Origin of the sequence: Exiguobacterium sp. s80 (assembly GCF_018618725.1) — a bacterium.
Lineage (GTDB): Bacteria > Bacillota > Bacilli > Exiguobacteriales > Exiguobacteriaceae > Exiguobacterium_A > Exiguobacterium_A oxidotolerans.
In genome coordinates this window covers 23,768-48,062 of the sequence record NZ_JACSMP010000004.1, presented here as the reverse complement: position 1 = coordinate 48,062, position 24,295 = coordinate 23,768, and the positions used below count along the sequence as shown (strand labels likewise).

Genomic DNA, 24,295 nt, shown 5'->3' with positions numbered 1-24,295 from the left:
TAAAGTTGAGGTGAAAACTATGACACATATATTAATAGCAGAAGATGAATTCGACATTCGTGAACTGCTTACGGAATTACTTGAATCAAGTGGATATAACGTTTCCTGTGCCACAAATGGGATGGAGGCATTAAAGTTATATCAGTCCGATTCATTCGATTTAATCATTTTAGATATCATGATGCCCTATTTTGATGGTTTTGAAGTCGCACGCAACATTCGAAAGCAATCACAAACACCAATTATTTTTTTGACGGCCTTGCAGGATGAGGAAAATCAAGTGAAGGGATTTGACCTTGGAATCGATGATTACATCGCCAAACCCTTCTCACTTCGGATTTTACTACGAAGAATTGAAGCGATCATCAGACGAATCCAAACGAACTCTGAAGAACATCTCTCTTTTCGAGAGATTACCCTATTTCCGTCAAGCTATAACGTTTTAATTTCAGGAATTCAAACGACGTTGACCCTCAAGGAATTTCAAATCCTTCATTTATTACTTGAAAATCCTGGACGAGTCTTAGAGCGCGAACAGTTGATTCAACAACTTTGGGGATTCGATGCATTAGGAGATACACGTTTTTTAGATACACATATTAAAAATTTACGTAAAAAAATTGATTTACCTTACATTCAAACCGTGAAAGGGGTCGGCTATAAACTTGAAGCGACTAATTAAACGTCCACGCATCACGGGAAAACTTTTTTTCCTGACGATGAGTTTGTTGATTGTGGCAGTTCTTTCGACGATTGGTTTTTTATATGCGACATTACCTTCTTATTATCAAAGTTATCGGGAAGAGCAATTTCACGCGACGATGGCTTCTCTTCAAGAAGAAAGCACGCATCTCTCGAGCGAAAATCTCCTTCCGTTGCTCGATCAGTTAACGGCAAAAGGGATTCGTTTTTCCTTATGGACGGAAGAAGATCAATTGTTATACGCACCTGGTTTTGGACGTGGACCGGTTCGACGAACTGCCAATACTTCTCCTGCTGGAATGATTCAAGATTCAATTCCGCTTCAATTAGTAGACCAAACTGTCATTTTAGATGTCGATCAGATGATTCAGCCAATCGATGAAGTGAAAAGCGTTATTTTAAAATTAGCGCCCTATATCGTCTTACCCTTGCTTCTGCTAGCAGGTCTTGCCGCCTATCTGTATTCGCGCATCATCTCACGCCCACTCTTAACAATTAATCAAGCAACAAAAGAACTGGCGAACTTGAATTTTTCCGTCCGAACCCATCATACTTCTGCCGATGAACTGGGTGATTTGTCACGAAACATTAACCAATTGGCGACTAAACTTGAAGTCACGATGGAGTCGCTTCAAACATCCAACGAACAATTGCGGTTCGAGTCCGAAAAAGACCGTAAGCGCGATGCGGAACGTCGTCAATTATTCCTCGCCATCTCACATGAACTCAAAACACCCGTCACCATTGTGAAAGGTCAAATTGAAGGAATGCTGTTAAACCTCGGTGCCTATCGTGACCGGGATCATTATCTAGCTCGGGCGGGGCACGTCATTGAAGATATGGAGCGACTCATTGCCGAATTGTTAGAAGTCGCTCGTGTTGAGCAAATGAATCTTCAACTCACACCAATTAACCCACTCACATTAATCAAGCATCAATTGCAACAGTTCGATCAGTTAATTGTCGATCGCAACCTCGACATCGTCCTCATAGAAAACGAGTTGACTGTTCAAACCGATGCCCAGTTACTTGAACGGGCACTCCATAATCTCTTGATGAATGCGATTTCCTATACCGCTGTTAATGGAACGATTCATATCGAGTTCGAACAAGGAGACGAGTTGACGTTGCGCATTACAAATTTCCCGACGACCCAAGATTCGAGTGAGACCGCTGCCTGGTTTAATCCTCTCGAACGCTCTGAGCAATCCCGAAATCGTATGCATGGTGGCAGCGGGCTCGGACTTTATCTCGTTCATCAAATCATGGAACGACTAGACATCGATGCTACTCTTCAAGGAAGTCCCAATCAGGTTCAATTTGCAGCACGGTTCAAATCAATCGTTTAAGATTTCCTCCTTGCCAAACACTAACTTCATTCGTTATACTCCTTTAAGTTAACTAGTTAACTTAAAGGAGGTTTTTTAATGTCATCCCAACAAGAAGATATTCTTGGTCAACTTTCAAAAGTGGCACGGCTCGTCAAACGAGATATCGACGCCGTCCTTGCCCAACATTCTTTGCACACTGGTCAATGGGCATTGTTAAAAGCAGTCTCCTTACTTGAACCGGTGTCGCAAATCACCCTCTCGAAATACTTAATCATCGAAAAACCAGCTGTCACGAAAACGGTCGTTCGCTTAGAAGAACTAGGCTTCATCTCTCGGAAATCCGTCGGACGACAACGCCTTGTTGAATTGACACCACAGGCAAGAGCTGCTTTCAATGGTATCGATGAAGCAGTCCAGGCAGCACATCGCTTGTTCCTAGGTGAACTATCAAAAGAAGAACAACATTCTTTAGAGATTTTGATGACCCGTCTGCTGGCGACCCACCGTCCTGTCGAACAGGAGGAATCTTCTTGAATCGTTTATTCCACCGTCACTATGTAACGACACTCGTCGTCAATCTACTGTTGTTCATCACCTTCTATTTATTGAATGCTTCCTTACCTTTACTGGCCGCACAACAGTTCAATGTTTCTCAAAGTTCGCTCGGTTGGGTCGTAACGGCATTCATTTTAGCAACGGTTTGTTCACGTCCTTTAATCGGACATTGGCTCGATCGTTATGAACTCAAACGAATGTTACTGCTGTCCGCTACATTTTTCATGATTGTCAGTTGCTTATATCTCATCGTCTTACCGCTCGAATCATTCAGTCTGTTGCTCATCATTCGCATCTTACATGGTTTTAGTTTCGGAATGATTTCTTCTTCACTGAGTTTGAGTGTGACGACCTTGATTCCAAAGCCGCGTCAAGGAGAAGGAATGGGCTATTTCGTCCTCTCGATGAACCTTGCTTCCGTTCTCGGGCCGGTCATCGGATTGACGTTGATTGCACACGATGCGCTCGTCTGGTACTTCGTAACGATTGCCCTGCTTGCGATTTGTTCGTTTAGTTTCATCTGGCGTTTACCATTAACGAGTAGTCACGTTACGAGTTCCGCACCATTTCGTTTACGGCAGTCGTTATTCTTATCAAGTCCTGTCTTACTTCTTGCAACTGTTCTTGCTGGTATTGCGATTTCAAGTACATCCGCGTTCATTTCGCTGTATGCAGATGCGATGGACCATGTCACTTATGCCTCTTACTTTTATGGTCTTGCTGCACTCGGCATGGTTGCCATTCGTCCTTTTGCCGGTAAGCGGTTTGATCGACGCGGACCAGCCTCTGTATTGGTGCCATCGTATGTTTTATACGCCGTCGGTTTTTTAGTACTCGGACTGTTCCCGACACTTCCCGGATTATTGTCCGCCGCCCTCATCATCGGAATTGGTTCCGCTTCGATTTTCCCAGGGTTACAAACTGTCATGTTGACCTATGCGGCTCCCGCACAAAAAGGCAAGGCGATTTCGACATTCTTTCTCGCTTACGATAGCGGGTTCGGAATCGGTGCTTTTCTTTTGTCAGGCATCGCCGCGAAAGTGGGTTACTCAAACATGTTTTTGATGTGTAGCCTCATCGTCGTCAGTAGTGGACTCTTATACGGTTATTTCCGTCGATCAACGTTGCTTTCAACTAAACAAAATATTGCTTCTTAAAGCGCTCAAGGAAAAACTCTCCCGTCTACAGACGCGAGAGCTTTTTCGGATCAACGTGCAGGAACGACCTCGCCTTCTGTAACACGTTTCTTCTCTATAAAACGCTGTTTCTTCAATTCAATGATATGATCGGCAGCACGGGCGACTTCCGCAGAGTGCGTCACCGCGATGATGCAACGGTTAGAACGGTGAGCAAGTTCTTGAAATAGCCGAATGATGTCCGTCGCAGTTTTTTCATCGAGCGCTCCCGTCGGCTCATCTGCAAGAATGATTGGGGCTTCCGTCGCAAGGGCACGTGCGATGGCGACACGTTGCTGTTGACCACCACTCAACTGCAGTACATTTTTTGTCGCATGGGCTTCGTCGATTCCGACCTGTTCAAGGAGATTTTGGGCATGTTTCTTTTTTCCTTTTATGCGTTGTCCACTCAATTCGAGTGCGACAATCACGTTATCCAATGCGTTCATATACGTCAATAAATTAAACGATTGAAAAACGGTCGCAGCATGTCGTGAACGATACGTCGTCAATCCGATTTTTCGAATATCGCGACCTTGATACGTAATCTGTCCTTCTGTCGGTGAATCAAGTCCACTCAACAGACTGAGAGCCGTCGTTTTCCCGGAACCTGACTCACCGAGAATTGCATAAAACCGTCCGGCCTCGAACTGCATCGAGACATCGTTCAAGATCCGTTGTTGCTTGCTTCCTGATGTATAGGCATAGGTGACGTTCGTCATTTCTAAAGTCGTCATAGTATTAATCCTCCCGTAATAGAATTTCTTTTGGATTCATCCGTAGTAAGGCAAGTGAAGGTAACAAGACAGATAAAAAGACGATTAGACTTCCAATTTCGATGACTTGAAGTAACGTCGTCCAATCAATCTTCGTTGTCATCTCTGTAATTTGTGGAATGCTATCTAACACTTGTTGTCCGCCGCGTCCACCCGGACCATCAAAACCAGTCTGCGTTGCGACCGAACTAGCCGCTTCCGTCACCTCGCGGTTCAAAAGTTGATCTGTCATGAATTGTGATGTCATGCCACCTGTCGCATACGTGACAAGGAAAGCAATTGCCGCAATCGCAAACGTTTCAATTAGTAATTGCCCCATTAATTTCGAGCGTTTTTCACCCATCGCCAGTAAAATACCCATTTCTTTTCGACGTTCCCGGACGGACAATAAAATCAACAGCGCTAAAATCAAACCACCTGCGATACTAACAAGATAGACGACAGATTTTGAGAAGGACGCGACTTGTTCAATCGGTCCAACCATTTTTTGATAAGCAGCATCATTCGCATCCAGTGTGAACGTATCCCAGTCGAGTGGTGAGACAGCCATCGCTTCTTTTTTGAACGTATTGATTTCAGATGGATCTTCTAGCGCGTAGACGACACTCGATACACTGACCGTTCCTTCTTCAGTCGAGAAGCTCGCGAGTGTATCATTTGCAATGTACATCTGGTTCATCGGGTCCATAAAGCCTGCCGCTCGGAAATTCGCATCGGATGTCGCTTCCGTCGATGCCGATAACCCAATGATCGTCACTGTTACGGAATTTTCGGTCGTTGTCGATGTCAGCTTAAACGTATCCCCGACTTTGAGATCATTTTCAGTCGCTAAGTTTTCATCGATGACAACACTTTTTTCTTTAGCATCGGTAGTCAATGCTTCTCCATCCACGATTTTCAATGTACCGTTCGTGTATGTATCAAGTAGTTCCATGTTCGTCACACCATTTAAAGAGAAATCTGGCATCGTCATCCCTTCAGGCATCTCTCCCCCTCGCCCACCACCTGAGTTCGTTGATTCACTCTCAATCGGTGTGAGATCACTTGATGTCGCTGTCGTTTGTGCCAGGTAGTTGACGGACTTGACTTCATCTAGTTGTTCGATTGCTTCAACATCCGTCGTATCAATCGCTACTTCTTCTGGTCGTCCACGTTCACCTGACGCTTGTCGTTCCTGCATTTGCTTTTGTCGATCGACTTGTAGTGTCACTGTCGCCCCTAACTCTTTTCTCGCCTCTTCTCCCGCCGATTTAGCAGCATTCTGAATCGCGAATCCTGACAGTACGAGTGATCCGATTACCGTCAAAATAATCAACATGATCATCGTCTTTCCCTTTCGCGCTACAATACTTTTTCCTGCCCGCTTCAAAAAATTCATTTTTCGTGTTCCTCCTTTAATCTTCTAAGCTCATCTTATGCAACGTATCTGTAGTCTAGCTGTAGTTCGACTGTATCTTGAACGAAGAAACGGCCGAAACGCAAAAAAAACGAGAATGACAGTGACGTCATCCTCGTTTTAACTCATGTGATTCGATTGACCGGTTACGCACGAAGTTCTGCGTCGAACGCTTTTGTTAAAGCCGATACGACATGTTCGTGTGCTGCTGTGACTTCTTCATCGACCAAAGTCCGTTCCTTATTTTGATAACGGAGCGAGAAGGCGAATGATTTTTTGTTTTCACCGACGTTATCGCCCGTGTAGACATCAAATAATGTGACATGTTGTAAAAGCGGACCTGCTGCTTGCATGATCACTTGCTCCACTTCGCTTGCTGTGACCGATTGATTGAGGACAATCGCGATGTCGCGCGTCATCGATGGGAAACGGGACATCTCTTGATAGACGACCGGCTCTTTCGAGTGAAGTTTCATGGCATCGAGTTCAAAGACGTAGACTTCTTTTAAGCCATACTGCTCTTTCGAGAGTGCTGGATGCACTTGGCCGACGAACCCAATCGCTTCACCGTCCATCAGTACACGTGCCGTCCGACCTGGATGCATCGAATCGATGACCGCCGCTTCGTATGTCAACTTGACATTGAATGCCTCTGCTAACGTTTCGACGATTCCCTTGACAACGAAGAAATCCGTTTTGACCATTGTGCCATGCGCACGGTGTTGTTCCGCTAGTCCGACAGCGACTCCGGCGACCAGTTCTTGTTCGATCGGCAACGTCTCAAGTGACGCATCACGCTGGAGGTAAACGCTCCCCAGTTCGTAGTAAGCGAGGTCGGCATGTTGACGTGCGACATTGTGTTGCGCGACTTCGAGTAACCCTGGAATCAATGATGTCCGAAGTGTCGAACGTGCTTCGCTGATCGGCATCGCCAACTTAACGGGGTGGAGATCTGTTTGTTCATTGAATTGCATCGCACGTTGTTCACTCGTCAGTGAGTACGTGATGGCTTGCGATAAACCGGCACCTTGTAAGAGACGACGGATTTGACGGCGATGTTGATTCCGTTTCGGCAAGAACCCGCGGCTCGCTTCTTGCGGTAAGCTCGATGTCAATGCATCATACCCATAGAGTCGTGCGACTTCTTCCGCGATATCAGCCGGAATCATCAAGTCTTGGCGACGTGTCGGTACACTGACCGTTAGTGCATCTCCTGATAACTCAACTTCGAGTCCAAGGCGTTCTAATAACTCTTTCATGACCGTACCTTCGATTTCCATTCCGAGACGATGATTGATATACGAGACACTCGCTTCGATTAAGTGATCATCGAGTTGAAGTGTACCTGCTTGGACCGTTCCAGCAAGGACTGTTCCACCAGCAAGTTCAGCAATCAATGCGGCTGCCCGGTCGAGTGCTAACAAGACACGACGTGGGTCGACCCCTTTTTCAAAACGTGAACTGGAGTCCGAACGTAGTCCAAGGACACGACTCGTCTTCCGGACAGATGTCGGTGCGAAATAAGCCGATTCGAGGATGATTGACGTCGTTGTTGCGTCGACTTCTGTATTTGCACCACCCATGACACCTGCAAGTGCGACGGGCTTTTCGCCATCTGTGATGACGAGCATCGAAGGATCGAGTGTCCGTTCGACTTCGTCAAGTGTTTGGAAGGACTCTCCCGTTTTCGCTTGACGAACGACGATTTGCTGCCCCAGTTTTTCAGCATCGAATGAATGAAGCGGTTGTCCTGTTTCAAGTAAGACGAAGTTCGTCACGTCGACGACATTGTTGATTGGACGAATCCCGTTCGCAATCAAGCGGTTTTTGAGCCAAAGTGGCGACTCACCGATGACGACATGTTGGATTTCACGCGCCGCATAAAACGGACATTCCTCCGACTCAAGTGTGACAGCAAGTTTCGTTTTTTCTTCATCTTCCGTCACGTCGATTGCCGGGAAAACAGCCGTCGTATTTAAGATACCTGCTACTTCATGTGCAACTCCGTACATGCTCAAGCAATCAGAACGGTTCGGTGTCAAACCGAGTTCTAATACTTCGTCATGCAGACCAAGTAGTTCTAAGACGTCTTGCCCTGGTGTGACCGGCTCACGGAATGTATGAATTCCAGCTTGCTCATCTTCACGAATATACTTTTTCTCAAAGCCAAGTTCTTCAAGTGAACAAATCATGCCTTCAGAAACGACTCCACGCAGTTTAGCTCGCTTAATTTTAATGCCCGGAAGGCGTGCTCCGACACGGGCAACGATGACATCTTGTCCTGCTTCAATGTTTGGTGCACCACACACGATTTGGACCGGTTCTTCTTGTCCGATATCAACCGTCGTGACGTTTAGCTTATCCGCTTCCGGATGCTTTTCTTTTGTTAATACATGACCGACGACGATATTGTTCAAATCGGCGTCACGGACTTCGACACCCTCGACTTCGATCCCACTCTTCGTAATTAAGTCCGCCAGTTCCTCACCGGTTTTCTGACTGACGTCAACGAACTGCTGTAACCATTGTTTTGAGACTAACATCTGTTTTCCCCCTTAAAACTGTTCGCTGAAGCGAACGTCATTCGTATAGAAGTGGCGAATATCATCGACCCCATATTTCAACATGGCGATTCGCTCAATCCCCATCCCGAAGGCAAATCCAGACATTTTCGTACTATCATATTCTGCCATCTCAAGGACGTGCGGATGAACCATACCGGCACCTAAAATTTCAATCCAGCCTGTTTGTTTACAGATATTGCACCCTTTTCCACCACATTTAAAACACGAGACGTCGACTTCGACGGATGGTTCTGTGAACGGGAAGAAGCTAGGGCGTAACCGGATTTCACGTGCCTCCCCAAACATTTGCTTCACGAATGCTTCGAGCGTGCCTTTTAAGTCTGCCATTGAAATCGACTCTCCAACGACGAGTCCTTCCACTTGCATGAATTGGTGTGAGTGCGTCGCATCGTCTTCATCGCGACGATAGACTTTCCCTGGGCAAAGAATCCGAATCGGTTCACCTTTCGAAGCGAGCATCGTCCGCGCTTGGACAGGTGACGTATGGGTCCGCATCAGAATTTCATCCGTGATATAAAATGAATCTTGCATATCACGTGCCGGATGATCTTTCGGCAGATTCAACATTTCGAAGTTGAACAAATCTTGTTCGACTTCAGGTCCTTCTGCAATCGTATAACCGAGTCCAACAAAGATGTCCTCGATCTCGTCCGTGACTTGTTGAAGCAAATGCGCTTGTCCGACTTTTTTGGGACGACCCGGAAGTGTCACGTCAATCGCTTCAAGCGCTAGTTTTGCGTCCATTTCTTGTTGCTTGACGTCTACTAAACGTTGCTCGAGTTCTGTTTGGATGACACCACGAACCGCATTTGCGATTTCACCGACGACCGGACGTTCTTCTGCTGATAATTTTCCCATTCCACGTAATACTTCTGTGATCGGACCTTTTTTTCCGAGATATTTGACACGGACATCATTTAATTCTTTTTGTGTACTGGCTTGATTCACGAGTTGTAACGCTTCGTCGCGAAGTGCCTCTAATTGTTCCCGCATGCTCGTCACTCCTTTTTTTCAAATAAAAAACGCCCCTTCAGCAAATGCCGAAGGGACGATTTAATTCAATCGTGGTACCACCCTTGTTCGACTTGAATCCATCAAGTCCTCAAGTAGCGCGATAACGGGCGCTTCCCGTCACGATCTCTCGTGCGACTCCGGAGTGAATTCAGCTAGCGGATTCGTAAAGAAGCTTGCAGTCTAAGGCTTCTTCTCCCTAATCGAATCGTTCTCTAACCTACTCTGTTCCATCAACGTCTAATTAAATGTTCTACTGTAACTCACTTTAGCATGAACGCTTCAGTGATTCAATCGACCGGAGCAAAATGATACAGTAAAATTCCTGCTGCAACGGCTGCATTGAGTGATTCGGCTTTTCCGCGAATTGGAATGTAAGCACGTCCATCACATTGGTCGAGCAATTCCGGTGATACACCTTGTGCTTCATTCCCGATGATGAGTCCGATTGCACCAAGATTTTCGACTTCTGTATACGGATTGGCATTGCGTAGTGCCGTTCCGAGAACGAACACTCCTAATTCATGCAAGTCTTGAATCGCTTCATCAAGCGACATCATGATGACCGGCAAGTGGAAAATCGAACCTTGTGTTGCGCGGAGGACTTTGCTGTTATAGACATCAACTGTCCCGTGACCAATGATGACACCATCGAATCCAGCCGCATCGGCTGTCCGAATCATCGTTCCGACATTACCCGGGTCTTGCAGACGATCGAGTAACAGGTAACGGCCGCGCTCTAAGCGCTCTGTTTGCTCTTTCATCTCACAAACTGCGAAAATCCCTTGTGTCGTTTCTGTTTCTGACAAGACTTTGGCAACTGATTCGTCAATTGTGATTAAGTCAGCCGCATTTTTCTTCCAAGAACCCGGAACTTGAACATCCTCACGGACAATCAATTCTTTGATGATTCCAGCACGAACAGCCTCTTCAACTAAGTGTTCCCCTTCAATAAGGAAACGTTTCGTTTGCAGACGTCCTTTTTTTGTTAAAAGCTTTTTCCATTGTTTGACGATCTCATTCTTCGTAGAAGAAATATGTTTCATGGTTTACCCCTCGTAAATCGCTTGGACCGCTTGCGTATCTAAACGTTTCGTAACGGCAACGATTAAATCGACTGCTGCTTCGAAATCTGCTTTATGCATAATGGAAACGTTCGTATGCAAGTAACGGATTGGTACTGTCAATGCGAGCGAAGGAACTCCTGTGTTCGATAAATGGAATTTCGCAGCATCCGTCCCACCACCCGGTGTTAGGTCCAATTGATATTTAATGTTTTCTTCTTTTGCGACACCTGTGACGAAATCGATTAATCCACGGTGTGCGATCATCGTCGCATCAAACATGATGACTTGTACACCTTCTCCAAGTTTTGACAATGCTTCGCGATCCGTCATTCCTGGTGTATCACCAGGGATTCCTGTGTCAACAGCAAATGCAATCGATGGATGAATCAAGTTCGCAGCCGTTTGCGCGCCACGAAGCCCAACTTCTTCTTGCACCGTTGCTCCTGCAAAAATCGTGTTCGGATGTCCTTCTTCTTTTAAACGTTTGATGGCTTCAATCGCAATCGCGCAGCCAATCCGATTGTCCCAAGCTTTTGCCATCAAGAAATTCTCATTTTTCATCACAGTAAATTCGCAATGTGGAACGACCGTATCTCCTGGTCGGATTCCCCAACCTTCGACTTCTTCTTTTGAAGTAGCACCGATATCAATAAACATTTCTTTGATATCGACTGGTTTATTGCGCGCTTCCGGTGGTAAAACATGAGGTGGTTTCGCACCGATTACGCCTGGAATGACTTCTCCAGATGATGTCACAATGTTCATACGCTGTGCCAGAAGCACTTGTCCCCACCAACCACCGAGTGGTTGGAAGCGGAGAAACCCTTTTTCATCCACCTTTGTCACCATAAATCCAACTTCATCCATGTGACCGGCAATTAAAATACGAGGCGCATCATCTTCTGCCCCTTTGTGTTCCGCGAATAAGCTACCTAACCCATCTTGATGGAATGCTTCAGCGTGAGGTTCTAGATACTCCCGCATGAGCTGGCGTACTTCTTTCTCGTTCCCAGGTACTCCCGTTGCATCCGTTAGACGCTTCAACATATGTAATTGTTCATTCATCTGATTTCCTCCTCAGTAACCGTTGTCTTGGCGAACATGATTCGCCTCGTTTTTTGAAACATAAGCCTTGAAAATCATTTCTTGTGTAAAACCAAGTGTAGCACCTAATGCTAGGTATGCACCAATTAAAACATCGTAACTTTGTTCTGTTCTTGAAATCGCGAACACATTTGTTTTATTGTAAACATCTAAAAACGCGTCTGTCGCAGTCAAGTAATAATCCCCTTCAACGAATCGATCTTTCTTATAATCAAGAGCTAGACCGAGCGATAGGAGGAAATGGACGCCATCGACATATTCCTCAAGAATCGTAACTTGTGCTGATGGTCCCTTTGTCGACCAGAATTTAAAGCAACGTGTTTCATTCGCCAGTTCGCCTAACTCTACTAATAGGGCAAGCAACCGCTCATCAAACTGATTCCCGGTCAAATTATGTTCTGACTGGATTCGTTTATCTAACTGTTCCTGCATCTCAAAAAGTGTCAACCAGTCCATCTTAATTCTCCTTCTATCCAAAAAAATAAAACGTAGACATAAACTTCTGCCTATCACCTATTTTAGCATTCCTCAAAAAAAAACGCCGGAGAATTAAATTCCCCGACGAATTGTAGAACTTAAGCGTTCAATTTTGCTTTTGCTGAGTCAGCAAGTGAAGCAAATGCAGCTGAATCTGTAACTGCGAGGTCAGCAAGCATCTTACGGTTGATGTCGATACCCGCAAGTTTGAGACCATGCATCATGCGGCTATAAGAAAGACCGTTGATACGTGCAGCCGCATTGATCCGAGTGATCCAGAGGCGACGGAAGTCACGTTTCTTTTGACGACGGTCACGGTAAGCATACATGAGAGATTTCATGACTTGCTGTTTCGCTACCTTGAAGAGTGTATGTTTCGAGCCGTAATAGCCCTTAGCTAATTTGAGTTGTTTTTTACGACGTTGACGAGTCGTATATCCGCCTTTTACGCGTGGCATATAAATTCCCTCCTAAATCTGTGTACGATTGAATAAATTACTTCGCGATCATGTGACGGATGCGTTTGAAGTCACCCGATGATACCATGCTAGCTTTACGTAATTTACGTTTCGCTTTAGTTGATTTGTTACCGAATAAGTGGCTTGTGTAAGCACGACCACGTTTCAATTTGCCAGAAGCAGTACGTTTGAAACGCTTAGAAGCACCGCGGTGCGATTTCATTTTAGGCATGAGAGATTCCCTCCTACTTCGATTCGATTAGTCTTCTTTCTTTGGAGCAAGCACTAAGAACATGCTGCGTCCTTCCATCTTCGGTCTCTGTTCAACTACACCGAACTCGCTTAAATCCGTAGCGAGACGTTCAAGGACACGTCTACCGATTTCCGAGTGAGTGATGGCACGTCCGCGGAAGCGAATACTCGCTTTCACTTTGTTACCATTCTCCAAGAATTTCTTCGCATTACGGAATTTCGTTTGGAAGTCATTCTCCTCGATTGTTGGGCTGAGACGGACTTCTTTCATCTGAATCACTTTCTGATTCTTCCGAGTTTCTTTGTCCTTCTTTTGCAACTCGAAGCGGTATTTACCGTAGTCCATGATTTTACATACAGGCGGCGTTGCTTGTGGTGCGACCATGACGAGGTCAAGGTCAGCTTCCTCAGCGAGACGCAATGCCTCAGTGCGTGATTGGACTCCAAGTTGTGCACCATCCGCTCCGATAAGACGAACTTCTCGAGCGCGGATGCCTTCATTGATTAACAGATCTTTGCTAATGGTTAGCACCTCCATCGTGCAGAGCACGAAAAATGAATGATATAAAACGCTATAAAAAAAGCGTCGGCAGTTTTTCCCGCCCACACTCATAAAGACTACAATAGTCAGAGAACACTCTACTATCATATATCATCATGATGGACCAGCACAGCAACCTGTACATGGTGAGAAGCGGGATGCTTCTGCTTTGTTGTCATTTCACTTTGCTATCATAGCACTTACTTTCCCGTGATGTCAAGCCGCTTTATCAGTTCAATTAGAACGTTGCTCACATACTTGATTATAATAGCAATCCTAAGTTCGTTTAGCAAGAAGTTTCTGATTAGAAATGAATGGGTAAATTTATCTTGTGCTAAAAATTATTTATTTGAATAGTGCTTATTTCTTTATTTAGAATGATTATTGTTTTATAATTGTTTTAATCTTACATAAGGGGGAGTTAAAATAATGAATGAAAACGAAAAGAAATTAACGACGAATCAGGGTGTGCCGATTGGGGACAACCAAAACTCACGTACAGCTGGACGTCGCGGACCTACTTTATTAGAAGACTATCAATTAATCGAAAAAATTGCTCACTTTGACCGTGAGCGCGTACCGGAACGCGTTGTACACGCACGTGGCTTCGGCGCACACGGTGTCTTTAAAGTAAAAAATTCGATGAAAAAATATACAAAAGCGGCTTTCCTACAAGAAGAAGGAACGGAAGTCCCTGTCTTTGCCCGCTTCTCTACCGTCATTCATGGTACACACTCTCCTGAAACACTCCGTGATCCACGCGGCTTCTCTGTTAAATTCTATACAGAAGAAGGAAACTGGGATTTCGTCGGTAACAATTTACCGGTCTTCTTCATTCGAGATGCAATGAAGTTCCCGGATATGGTTCATTCATTAAAACCAGATCCACGGACAAACATCCAAGATCCTGATCGCTACTGGGATTTCATGACACTCCGCCCTGAATCAACGAATATGTTGATGCACCTCTTCACAGATGAAGGAATTCCAGCAAGCTACCGTAAAATGCGTGGTTCTTCTGTTCACTCATTTAAATGGGTAAACGCACACGGTAACACGGTCTATATCAAATTACGTTGGGTACCAAAAGAAGGCGTTCATAACCTGTCTGCTGACGAAGCAACAGAAGTTCAAGGAAAAGATTTCAATCACGCATCAAACGATACATTCCAGGCTATCGAAAATGGAGACTTCCCAGAATGGGACCTCTTCGTTCAAGTACTCGACCCTGCTGATGTCGAAAACTTCGACTTCGACCCACTTGATGCTACAAAAGACTGGTTCGAAGATGTCATTCCGTTCCAACACGTCGGAACAATGACATTAAACAAAAACGTCGACAACTACTTTTCCGAAACAGAATCAGTCGGTTTCAACCCAGGTGTCCTTGTACCAGGTATGTTACCGTCTGAAGATAAATTACTTCAAGGTCGTTTATTCTCTTACTCTGATACACAACGTCACCGGATCGGACCGAACTATCAACAGCTTCCAATCAACTGTCCGTTCGCTCAAGTCAACAACTACCAGCGTGATGGTGCAATGCCGTTTAAGCAGCAAACAAGTTCAGTCAACTACGAACCAAACCGTTACCAAGATGAACCGAAACAAACACCTGAGTATACGGAAGACACACAGCCACTCCATGATGACATTCATGGCCGTCTCGAAATCGAGAAAACGAATAACTTCGGACAAGCTGGTGAAGTCTACCGTCGTATGACGGAAGAAGAACAGATGGCCCTTCTCAATAACCTTGTGAATGACCTTCAACAAGTACGTCACGAAAACACGGTCTTACTTGCAATCTGTAACTTCTACCGTGCCGATGCGTCACTCGGTGAAAAGTTATCGGAAGCATTAAACGTCGATATCAAACCGTTCTTGCAACAAATGCAAAAATGATAAGCCGTATAAACGAACAGCCTACTCCTGAATCCGGAGTGGGCTGTTTTTAATTATAGAAACACTACTGACGGAAGACTTTTACATGGGATGACCCGTTCTTTTTTTTGCAGCAACCATTTGTCACACTTCGCTTCAATCCGGAATTTATATGCTTCATGGGACAAAATTGAACCGTTCTGATGTCTCTACTGAAAAATCATTCAATTTCGAATAGAGTACGACTTGCCCGACGTTGACTTGTTTGATTTTATTTTTACGAAAATTCAACTTTTCAGCATCCGTAAATCGATTATAGACGGGTTTAAATCCATTACTTTGATGTGGTTGCATTTGAATCGCACGATCTGTATTTTCAATCTTATTACCTTTGATGATTCCACCAACGACACCACGTCCGAGAATCGCGATTGCCTTTCCATCTGCTCGATGAACGTTTCGGATTGTATTCATTTGAACGATCGGCTTCTCCCAATTCATCATCGAAATCGCGTGATCTTTCGTACCATCAATCGTATTGTACTCAATTCGAATATTCTGATGTGGACGGTCTTGCGAGTATTGGTGGGTACCGACTGCGACATTTATGTTTTTGAACGTATTGTTTCGAATCACAATGTTTTGATTCGGTGTCCGATCCTGCGCAGACCACTTCCATCGAAATCCTTGTGTTACCGGATCAGGTGTATCTAAATTAATTGATTCATTGGGTCCCGTATTTTTAATCATCGTCGCATTGATGAATGCCATATTTTCTATCACAGCATGATTCGTTGCATCTAACTCAATCGCGTGTGAACCGTTTTGGTTACGAATCGTCAGTCCACCGATGTAAAGATTCGCGTTATGGGCGATCGCAAAGGCTGCGCCTCTAGCGAGATGACTTAAGTCGATTTGTGCATTGCCCTGACCTTCAATCGTCACATGGTTCGAACCGTTATATTTTCCGACCGTTGTCTTCAGACGCAAAACGGATGGTGGAACGAGGTCGAAGACACTTGTTGTTGCTGCGATTTTCGTCGTCCCGGTATCGAATGTCTTTTTAATGATGACACCATCCTCTAAACGAATCGTCGTATTCGACGGAACCCCCACACGAATCGGCGACAGATACGTTCCTTTCGCTAAGATCAGTGTCCCACCGCCTTCCGCCTCGATTTTTTCTAAATAAGATCGTAACGTATAATAGTTTTTTGTTTTTTCATTATATGTCGAATACTTTCGTAAAACAGAATCAATCGGCTCCGTCCGAGGTGTAATCCGGTATGTTTTCATACTTTCGACTCGTTCGATGTCCGGCGCAATGAAGGTAAACGACATCGCACAAAGACACACTATAATTAATTTCTTCAACCGTTCCACTCCTCTCATCCATGTATCGGCCGATTCTCAAAAACTATGTAGATACAAAACGGGTGGACTCGAAAATTTCTCCAAAATCCATCGGGGTAAGCTACGATTCCTCCCGGATGCAAGAAAAAGCCAGCTTTCCCGTGCCCGCGACGGACAGGAAAGCTGGCTTGTGTCGTGCTAACCGATTCAGCTTATTATTGATTACTTCGAACGGTTGGCGATTTCTGCTTCTAAATCAGCAACGAATTGCTCAAGCGAGGCATTGCTCGAATCTTTTGAGCCATAACGACGGATGTTAACTTCCCGTGACTCCACCTCTTTATCCCCGAGTACGAGCATGACCGGGATTTTGTTCATCTGTGCTTCACGGATGCGGTAACCGAGCTTCTCATCGCGGAAGTCCGTTTCAATCCGGATCCCTTTTTTCAAGAGCATCGCTTTAATTTCACGTGCATAGTCTTCCTGTGCCCGTGAGACCGGAATCAATTTGACTTGGACCGGTGCGAGCCATGTCGGGAATGCCCCTTTGTATTCTTCGATCAAGTACGCAACGAAACGTTCCATTGTCGAAACGACACCACGGTGCAAGACGACCGGACGATGGTCTTGTCCGTCATTTCCTTTATACGTCAATTCGAACCGCTCCGGTAACAAGAAGTCGAGCTGAACTGTCGACAGTGTCTCATCCTTACCGAGTGCTGTCCGGACTTGAACATCGAGCTTCGGACCGTAAAACGCGGCTTCACCTTCTGCTTCGAAATACTCAAGTTCAAGTTCATCCATCGTTTCTTTCAACTCACGTTGCGCCATTTCCCAAATCGCATCGTTGTCGAAATACTTTTCCTTATCTGCCGGGTCACGGTAAGACAGACGGAATTTATAATCAGTAATCCCGAAGTCCGTGTAGACTTCTTGAATCAAGTGAACGATGGCTTTAAACTCATCTTTCATTTGATCCGGACGGACGAATGTATGCCCGTCGTTTAGGACCATATAACGCACGCGTTGTAGCCCAGTCAGTGCACCTGACATTTCATAACGGTGCATGCCACCAAGTTCTGCGACACGGAGTGGTAAGTCACGGTATGACCGTGGTTCATTTTTATAAATCATCATGTGGTGCGGACAGTTCATCGGCCGAAGAACGAGTTCTTCATTATCCATCTCCATTTTCGGGAACATGTCATCTTGATAGTGATCCCAGTGACCTGACGTCTTATACAACTCAACTGAACCGAGCACAGGTGTGTAGACATGTTCATAACCCAGTTCGAGCTCTTTATCGACGATGTACCGTTCGACAGTACGACGGATGGCCGCCCCTTTTGGTAACCACATTGGTAACCCTTGACCGACGTCTTGCGATGTAAAGAACAAATCAAGTTCTTTTCCGAGTTTCCGGTGATCACGTTCTTTTGCTTCTGCCAAGAAGTGTAAGTGTTGTTTCAGTTGGTCTTTTGTTGCCCAGGCTGTCCCGTAAATCCGTTGCAGCATTTTATTTTTTGAATCACCACGCCAGTAAGCACCTGCGATGCTCATCAATTTGAAGACTTGTAGCTTCGCTGTCGCCGGGACGTGTGGACCACGGCATAAGTCGAAGAACTCGCCTTGGCGATACAGTGTCAAATCTTGATCGGCTGGAATCGACTCAATCAATTCGATTTTAAGCGGGTCATTCAGTTCCTTATAGATGTTTAAAGCTTCGTCACGCGAAACGACTTCCCGTTCAATGGACAAGTTTTCTCCCGCAATTTTATTCATCATCTTTTCGATGACCGGAAGATCTTCTTCTGTCAAACGACGTTCCATATCGATGTCATAATAAAAGCCGTTTTCAATTGTCGGTCCGATTCCAAGGTGAATCGTTTCATCCGGGAAAAGACGTTTGATCGCTTGCGCCATCAAGTGCGCAGACGAGTGACGAATCAAATCGAGTCCTTCTTCTGAGTCTGGCATGACGAGTTCGATGACACCGTCTTTTTCAATCGGACGTCGGTAGTCGATGACTTCACCGTCTAGTTTTGCGGCAAATGCCTTTTTACGGAGTCCTGGACTGATGGAAGCCGCGACTTCTTCAGCAGTTGTACCGGCTGCGAATTCTTTGACCGCGCCGTCTGGAAATGTAAGAGCAATAGTTGACATGACTGTTTCCCCCTTAAATTAAATAAAAAAAAGACCCATCCCTCTAAAAAGGGACGAGTCTTCATCTCGTGGTACCACCCTCGTTCCCGAACATGTTTCCATGTACCGGCTCGAACACGCGATAACGGGCGTGAGACGCAAACGGATTAGCCCCGTCTGTGCTATGAGGGAGTAAAGAAAACGAATAGAGTCCATGAGAAGCTTTCACCATCCTTCTCTCGCTTGTTTGGTCCAGTTCGTCCTTCGTATCCTCAATCTTTGCAATTCACTATACTGATTGTGCACTAAGTATAGCGAAAGATGAAGTTCTTTGACAAGGAAAATTAATAACGCCGGCGATTTTCACCTAAAAATTCAACTGGATTCGTCGTCGTCCGGATGCGTTCCATCAATCGCATCGCTTTCAATTTATCTCCTTGATCATTCGTAATCCCGAAATGAAGCTCGAGTTCATCATAGGATAAATTCGAACTGAACAATGTCGGCAAGCGATGCATCATCCGGTACTGCAAGATGATCCCGAACAGTTCGTCCCGGACCCACGGGCTGATCGACTCCGCCCCGATGTCGTCAATCAATAAAACGGGCACCGTCTGAAAACTCTCGAGGAACGTATCAAAACTATCAGACCGGATTCGGCGTTTCGCTTCCGAGACAAATCCCGGCGCATGGACAAGAATTGTCGCAACACGCTCTTTTTTGAGCGCATTCCCGATTGCTGCGAGCAGGTACGTTTTCCCGACACCGAAACTCCCGTGCAGATACAGTCCTTTGACCTGCTCTTTCGAACGAATCGTATTCAAAAATTGTGATGCTGCCCGCAAGGCAAGTTTTCGATCCGTCGTCGTCAAATCAAAGTCACTGAAGTTCGCGTCCCGTACTTCATCCGGTAAAAACAAACTTTTGAATTTTTTCTCGAGCGCCCGTTCATTTTCACGATCTTTGAGTGCTTGCGTTTTTTCATAAGCGACCATGATTTGACCTTTTTCTAAATGCAGCACGGGCTGATAGCCTTCGATAACGGCTTTTTTTTCAATCACTTGATGACCGTCCATCTGCTCGGCATATTCATTGAGCTTTAACATCCCTCGCTCAATCGTCCGTTGATCAATTTCAGGATGTGTCCTTAAAAAGACGATGACACCTGGATGCGATAGGACTCGCTCATGAATGGCGCGCACGGATGCTGCGACACCTGGACGATTCAAGATTTTTTCAATCGATGATTGGATATGTTCCATCTCACTACTCCTTTACTTCCCCTTTAGTTCACGCAGAATCCGTTCCATCTCTGCATCATCCGGTACTTCGGATTCAAAACTCGCTTTTTTAGTCGCTTCATATTTTTGTTGTTTCTCTTTTTCTTCTTGTAGCCATTTCGGATTCGGTCCAGTCGAACTCGGACGCCCTCTTCTGCCGCCAACCGTTTGGCGTGACCGTTCTTGCTTTTGATCCTGTTTCTTTGCGATTAATTCGTCTTGGTCTTTTGTTTTCGCTAATGCTTCTGCTGCTGTCGCGTAACCTTTCTGTTTCCAATCGTCGACAATCGACAGCAAAAAGTTTTTACTGAAGCGATTGTCCTTTTTCATGACAAGTGCGTAATAATAGGCAGCATTGACGATTCCCGACGACATTTCATAATCGATGATCAATTGCTGAATCAATTCTTCATCCCGTTCAGAAAGTGACTTCACCTTACGTAACTTCGCGACATAGTGCTTCGGATGAGTCCCTTCCATCGTCTCACTTTCACTTAAATCACCGACTTCGACTTCTTCGAGGACAGCGACCTTCGCTTTTTTATCACGACTGAGCTTTTGTTTCGCCGATAACATCATCTGTTTACAGCGCTCTTGCTTCTCACTGTCCGTCATTGGTAGGTACGCTTCATGCCGGAAGCGGGCATTCAACAGTTCCGCCATCAAGGTTTCATTCGACTGTGTGACGTAAGCTAGCTTCAGCAACAATTGGTCAATCGATTTCGTATAAAAGCTTCTCGGGAGAAAACGATCGGTCTGACGCTTCATTTCTTCTAAGTCGAATGAATAATCAAATTCATAGGCGGCACGTTCTTGTTTCGCATACGATTTTGGTTGATGGGCAGAAGCAAGTCCTGCTTTGACATCAAACACTTGATCAAAACGAACCGTCCGGTCAACGACATTTTTCGGTAGCTGCTCCGTCCGAAAACGATTTTGAAGTGCTCGAAAGCGGATTTCTCCGACACGATAAAACAGTAAGCTTGATAAGACACCATCATTCAAGAACGTATTCGGTGCTAACGGGACGCGAATTTGATAAACATAACGATAGGCAGCTTGTTTCGCCTCAAATGTTCGAATCAATCCAATTCCTTCGAGCTTAAAAAGCTCCTCTTTAAATTCATCAACAGAAAATCCTAACAATGTTCCTAGTTCTGCATGTGAGATATATTGTGATTTCGTTTTACCAGGAATCATCTCACTCCAAAACGTTTGGTACAGACCAAGAGCTTTTACACCGATGATCGGCTGATATAAATAATAGAGGGATTGATAAGCTTCACGATCGACGACACCATTACTCATGATTAAACATAAGTCCGTTCCCGATACATCACGTTCCAACATCTGTTTCGTCCCTTCTTTCGTGAGAAAAAGAGAGGTGCGTTCTGACCTACAGACGACCTCTCCTCGATTACGTTAAATTTTCACGTTCATTTTCTTGATGGCGTTCCATTAGTTCAGATAACTCTTGGAAAAAGACATTGATGTCTTTGAATTGTTTATAGACACTCGCAAAACGGACGTAAGCCACTTCATCAACAGAAGCGAGTTCATTCAAGACGAGCCGGCCGACCTGTTCACTCGGAATTTCATGTTGTGCCGTTGCCCGTAAGGCTTTTTCGACACGACTGACGACCGTTTCGAGTTGCTCAATTGAAATCGGACGTTTTTCACATGCACGGACGAGTCCACGTAAAATTTTATCACGATTGAATTCGTCACGGGTCCCATCCTTTTTCACGATGATGAGTGGTGTTTGTTCAATCATCTCGAATGTTGTAAAACGATAACCACATGATTCACATTCACGACGGCGCCGAATCGAGCCAAAATCTTGCACAGGTCTCGAATCGAGAACCTTCGTCCCGTTATAATTACAGGCTGGACAACGCATGCCGCACCTCCGTTCACGTAAATTCTTTTGTTCCAATCATTTTCAATCGGTATGTCGCATCTAATTCTTGATAGATTGTTTCAATCCATTGCTCGAGGTCCGGACCAAGTAATCCTTCGCGATGCAAAAATAGATCAACAGCTGTTCTACCAGAACCGACCATGATGACTGTCGCTAGTCCATCTAACCCAGTTCCTTGAAAAGATAATTCTCCTCGTTCAACATCAATTCGTTTAACGGTTCCGTGTTGCTTCGCCACGACAGTCTCAAGACCTGTAAACAACATCTCGGGAGTCGCAGCATAATAGTGCGTTCGTAATTTTTCGTTTTTATGCGTATCAGACGTTTCAAGTTGTTTTTGCAAACGTTCTTTAAATCCCATCCGCCATCACCTTTTCTGTTTTCTTCTACTATTAAGAATAACAGACGTCAGACATATTAAAAAGCCCTCGCCATAAAGACGAGGGCTGGTAGTTCGTGTTTTTGTCAGTTAACGTGCTGAATCGTAGCTGCCGGAACTTTAACTGGTCCCATGCCACGCGGAATTTCGACATTTTCACGGATTTTTGCATCTAATGCGTCAGCGATATAATTCGCTGCGATTGCTGGATCGATGCGATCCCCACACGTAAAGACATCAACTGATGCATATCCGTGTTCTGGGAAGCTATGAATCGTCAAATGCGATTCAGAAATGATGACGACGCCGCTTACTCCGTGTGGAGCAAACTTATGGAATGCGACTTCGCGTACCTCTGCACCTGCTTGAAGTGCTGCGTCAACGAAGAGTCGTTCGACAAACTCCATGTCGTTTAATTTTTCAGGATTGCAATCCCAAAGTTCTGCAATAATGTGTCTTCCCATAGTATCCATTAGTGGATCCCCCCTACATTCAATGGTCTTCAAAGTATAGTCATGATCACTTACTTTGCGCCTGAGTCTTTCGCACCCACGGGGGAAAGTTAGTCCAGAGAGGTCCTAACCCTTTAAGCTGCGATTGCCAGACCGATTGAAGTTCACGATTTGAATTATAGCGAGTATCAAAAAGATACACAAGGATAAATTTTAAATTTCAGCGCCTATTTATTAAAAAACCGCTCTATCTGTTGGTATAGAGCGGTTTAAAAAATATAAATTATTTTAATTCTAATTCCTTTTCAACCGTTGTCGCCTCAATATGTGCTCCAATCATCTGAACGAGATCGACGACACGACATGAATATCCCCATTCATTGTCGTACCAAGCAAGCACCTTCACTTGGCGTCCACCCATGACCATCGTCGATAGGCCATCGACGACCGTCGAACGGACTTCCCCGTTAAAATCAATCGAAACGAGCGGTTCCATCGTCAACCCTAGAATCCCGTCTAACGCACCATCAGCTGCTTTCACGAACGCTTCATTTACTTCTGCGACCGTCGTATCACGACTCACTTCGACGACGAGGTCAACGAGCGACACGTTCGGTGTCGGAACACGGAGCGCAAGCCCGTTCAACTTCCCTTCGAGATGCGGTAAAACGAGCGAAATGGCACGTGCCGCACCAGTGGATGTCGGAATAATCGATGATCCACAAGCCCGTGCCCGACGTAAATCCTTATGTGGATTATCAATATTATTTTGATCATTCGTAAAAGCATGAATCGTCGTGACGAGTCCCGTCTCGATTCCGAATGCTCGATCGATGACTTGAACAACAGGGGCAAGACAATTCGTCGTACAGGATGCATTCGAGACGACATGATCGTTCTCATGATCGTACATCGCATCGTTGACCCCCATTACGATTGTCCGAATGTCCCCTTTCGCCGGTGCCGTGATGACGACTTTTTTTGCTCCCGCCAACACATGTTTACTTGCGCCGTCTTTCGAATTGAACTTTCCTGTTGCTTCGACGACGACATCAATCTCAAGTTCCCCCCACGGTAATAACTCAGGATTACGTTCGCTGACGATTTTCACGAGTTGTTCATTAATCATCAAACCACCCTCGACAATCTCGACCGGGTATTCAAACTTTCCATGGACCGTATCGTACTTAATTAAGTGCGCGAGTGTTTCCGGTGGATAACTTGCATTAATTGCGACGACCTGACTTTTCCCCTCAGCGATTAATCGACGGAACACCATTCGACCAATACGCCCAAACCCGTTAACTGCCACCTTGACTCCCATGTGCGGATCCCCCTTCAATGTGACGGATAATGCTCCGTTTACAGATAGAACTATATCATGAAATGTAAGCGATTTCATTATGTAACCAAAAAAAAGTTGAGAGAAGTCATCAACTTCTCCCAAAACGATA

23 protein-coding genes and 1 other annotated feature are annotated in these 24,295 nt (G+C 45.2%); of the genes, 5 read left to right on the top strand and 18 right to left on the bottom strand.

Features of this window, described 5'->3' with window-relative positions:
- The first annotated feature begins 19 nt into the window (after positions 1–19).
- The 4 genes from KNP94_RS09390 (at position 20) to KNP94_RS09375 (ending at position 3,745) form a co-directional block, all read left to right on the top strand.
- Positions 20–682 (top strand): response regulator transcription factor, encoded by a 663-nt coding sequence (locus tag KNP94_RS09390; protein WP_215115599.1) that lies wholly within the window; start codon positions 20–22, stop codon positions 680–682.
- Positions 666–2,051: a sensor histidine kinase gene (locus KNP94_RS09385; RefSeq protein ID WP_215115598.1), complete on the top strand. Its 1,386-nt coding sequence runs from the start codon at positions 666–668 to the stop codon at positions 2,049–2,051. The genes KNP94_RS09390 and KNP94_RS09385 overlap by 17 nt, the downstream gene beginning before the upstream one ends.
- 78 nt (positions 2,052–2,129) lie before the next feature.
- Positions 2,130–2,567, top strand: a complete 438-nt coding sequence (locus tag KNP94_RS09380) for a MarR family winged helix-turn-helix transcriptional regulator (RefSeq protein ID WP_214766546.1) — start codon at positions 2,130–2,132, stop codon at positions 2,565–2,567.
- Entirely contained in the window at positions 2,564–3,745 is a 1,182-nt protein-coding gene (locus KNP94_RS09375) for an MFS transporter (RefSeq protein WP_215115597.1), read from the top strand. The genes KNP94_RS09380 and KNP94_RS09375 overlap by 4 nt, the downstream gene beginning before the upstream one ends.
- A gap of 50 nt (positions 3,746–3,795) precedes the next feature.
- Here KNP94_RS09375 and KNP94_RS09370 read toward each other — a convergent pair whose 3' ends face one another.
- From KNP94_RS09370 to infC, 10 genes are all read right to left on the bottom strand, one after another.
- Positions 3,796–4,500: an ABC transporter ATP-binding protein gene (locus tag KNP94_RS09370; protein ID WP_088837586.1), complete on the bottom strand. Its 705-nt coding sequence runs from the start codon at positions 4,498–4,500 to the stop codon at positions 3,796–3,798.
- A 4-nt stretch (positions 4,501–4,504) separates the two neighbouring features.
- On the bottom strand, positions 4,505–5,917 hold the full coding sequence (locus KNP94_RS09365) for an ABC transporter permease (protein ID WP_215115596.1): 1,413 nt from the start codon (positions 5,915–5,917) through the stop codon (positions 4,505–4,507).
- Between the two features lie 164 nt (positions 5,918–6,081).
- Positions 6,082–8,478, bottom strand: a complete 2,397-nt coding sequence (gene pheT, locus KNP94_RS09360) for a phenylalanine--tRNA ligase subunit beta (RefSeq protein WP_215115595.1) — start codon at positions 8,476–8,478, stop codon at positions 6,082–6,084.
- A gap of 12 nt (positions 8,479–8,490) precedes the next feature.
- Positions 8,491–9,513, bottom strand: coding sequence for a phenylalanine--tRNA ligase subunit alpha (gene pheS, locus KNP94_RS09355; protein ID WP_029331121.1), 1,023 nt, complete (start codon positions 9,511–9,513; stop codon positions 8,491–8,493).
- Between the two features lie 48 nt (positions 9,514–9,561).
- Positions 9,562–9,777: a binding site (T-box leader), on the bottom strand.
- Positions 9,778–9,821: 44 nt separating this feature from the next.
- Positions 9,822–10,577, bottom strand: a complete 756-nt coding sequence (locus KNP94_RS09350) for a TrmH family RNA methyltransferase (protein ID WP_214766552.1) — start codon at positions 10,575–10,577, stop codon at positions 9,822–9,824.
- 3 nt (positions 10,578–10,580) lie between these two features.
- Positions 10,581–11,663: a M42 family metallopeptidase gene (locus KNP94_RS09345; RefSeq protein WP_159173066.1), complete on the bottom strand. Its 1,083-nt coding sequence runs from the start codon at positions 11,661–11,663 to the stop codon at positions 10,581–10,583.
- A 12-nt stretch (positions 11,664–11,675) separates the two neighbouring features.
- Positions 11,676–12,158: a dUTP diphosphatase gene (locus KNP94_RS09340; RefSeq protein WP_214766554.1), complete on the bottom strand. Its 483-nt coding sequence runs from the start codon at positions 12,156–12,158 to the stop codon at positions 11,676–11,678.
- 119 nt (positions 12,159–12,277) lie between these two features.
- Positions 12,278–12,637: a 50S ribosomal protein L20 gene (gene rplT / locus KNP94_RS09335; RefSeq protein WP_088837591.1), complete on the bottom strand. Its 360-nt coding sequence runs from the start codon at positions 12,635–12,637 to the stop codon at positions 12,278–12,280.
- A gap of 37 nt (positions 12,638–12,674) precedes the next feature.
- Positions 12,675–12,869 carry a 50S ribosomal protein L35 gene (gene rpmI, locus KNP94_RS09330; protein WP_012371058.1) on the bottom strand — a complete coding sequence of 65 codons (195 nt, stop codon included), beginning with the start codon at positions 12,867–12,869 and terminating at the stop codon, positions 12,675–12,677.
- Between the two features lie 27 nt (positions 12,870–12,896).
- On the bottom strand, positions 12,897–13,427 hold the full coding sequence (gene infC, locus KNP94_RS09325; protein ID WP_029331126.1) for a translation initiation factor IF-3: 531 nt from the start codon (positions 13,425–13,427) through the stop codon (positions 12,897–12,899).
- Positions 13,428–13,859: 432 nt separating this feature from the next.
- Here infC and KNP94_RS09320 point away from each other — a divergent pair, with 432 nt between their 5' ends.
- On the top strand, positions 13,860–15,335 hold the full coding sequence (locus KNP94_RS09320) for a catalase (protein WP_214804348.1): 1,476 nt from the start codon (positions 13,860–13,862) through the stop codon (positions 15,333–15,335).
- 156 nt (positions 15,336–15,491) lie between these two features.
- Here KNP94_RS09320 and KNP94_RS09315 read toward each other — a convergent pair whose 3' ends face one another.
- From KNP94_RS09315 to KNP94_RS09280, 8 genes are all read right to left on the bottom strand, one after another.
- On the bottom strand, positions 15,492–16,688 hold the full coding sequence (locus KNP94_RS09315) for a glycoside hydrolase family protein (RefSeq protein WP_251132623.1): 1,197 nt from the start codon (positions 16,686–16,688) through the stop codon (positions 15,492–15,494).
- A 201-nt stretch (positions 16,689–16,889) separates the two neighbouring features.
- The gene (gene thrS / locus KNP94_RS09310) at positions 16,890–18,830 is read right to left on the bottom strand and encodes a threonine--tRNA ligase (protein ID WP_215115594.1); all 1,941 of its coding nucleotides are present in this window, start codon (positions 18,828–18,830) and stop codon (positions 16,890–16,892) included.
- Positions 18,831–19,153: 323 nt separating this feature from the next.
- On the bottom strand, positions 19,154–20,071 hold the full coding sequence (gene dnaI / locus KNP94_RS09305; RefSeq protein WP_214766556.1) for a primosomal protein DnaI: 918 nt from the start codon (positions 20,069–20,071) through the stop codon (positions 19,154–19,156).
- Between the two features lie 12 nt (positions 20,072–20,083).
- Positions 20,084–21,439: a replication initiation and membrane attachment family protein gene (locus KNP94_RS09300; protein WP_088837595.1), complete on the bottom strand. Its 1,356-nt coding sequence runs from the start codon at positions 21,437–21,439 to the stop codon at positions 20,084–20,086.
- A gap of 67 nt (positions 21,440–21,506) precedes the next feature.
- Complete coding sequence (nrdR, locus tag KNP94_RS09295) at positions 21,507–21,989, bottom strand: transcriptional regulator NrdR (protein WP_088837596.1); 483 nt, start codon at positions 21,987–21,989, stop codon at positions 21,507–21,509.
- A 13-nt stretch (positions 21,990–22,002) separates the two neighbouring features.
- The gene (locus KNP94_RS09290; RefSeq protein WP_088837597.1) at positions 22,003–22,371 is read right to left on the bottom strand and encodes a hypothetical protein; all 369 of its coding nucleotides are present in this window, start codon (positions 22,369–22,371) and stop codon (positions 22,003–22,005) included.
- Between the two features lie 104 nt (positions 22,372–22,475).
- On the bottom strand, positions 22,476–22,862 hold the full coding sequence (speD, locus tag KNP94_RS09285) for an adenosylmethionine decarboxylase (RefSeq protein WP_029331133.1): 387 nt from the start codon (positions 22,860–22,862) through the stop codon (positions 22,476–22,478).
- A 262-nt stretch (positions 22,863–23,124) separates the two neighbouring features.
- Entirely contained in the window at positions 23,125–24,165 is a 1,041-nt protein-coding gene (locus KNP94_RS09280) for a glyceraldehyde-3-phosphate dehydrogenase (RefSeq protein WP_214804346.1), read from the bottom strand.
- Between the last annotated feature and the right edge of the window lie 130 nt (positions 24,166–24,295).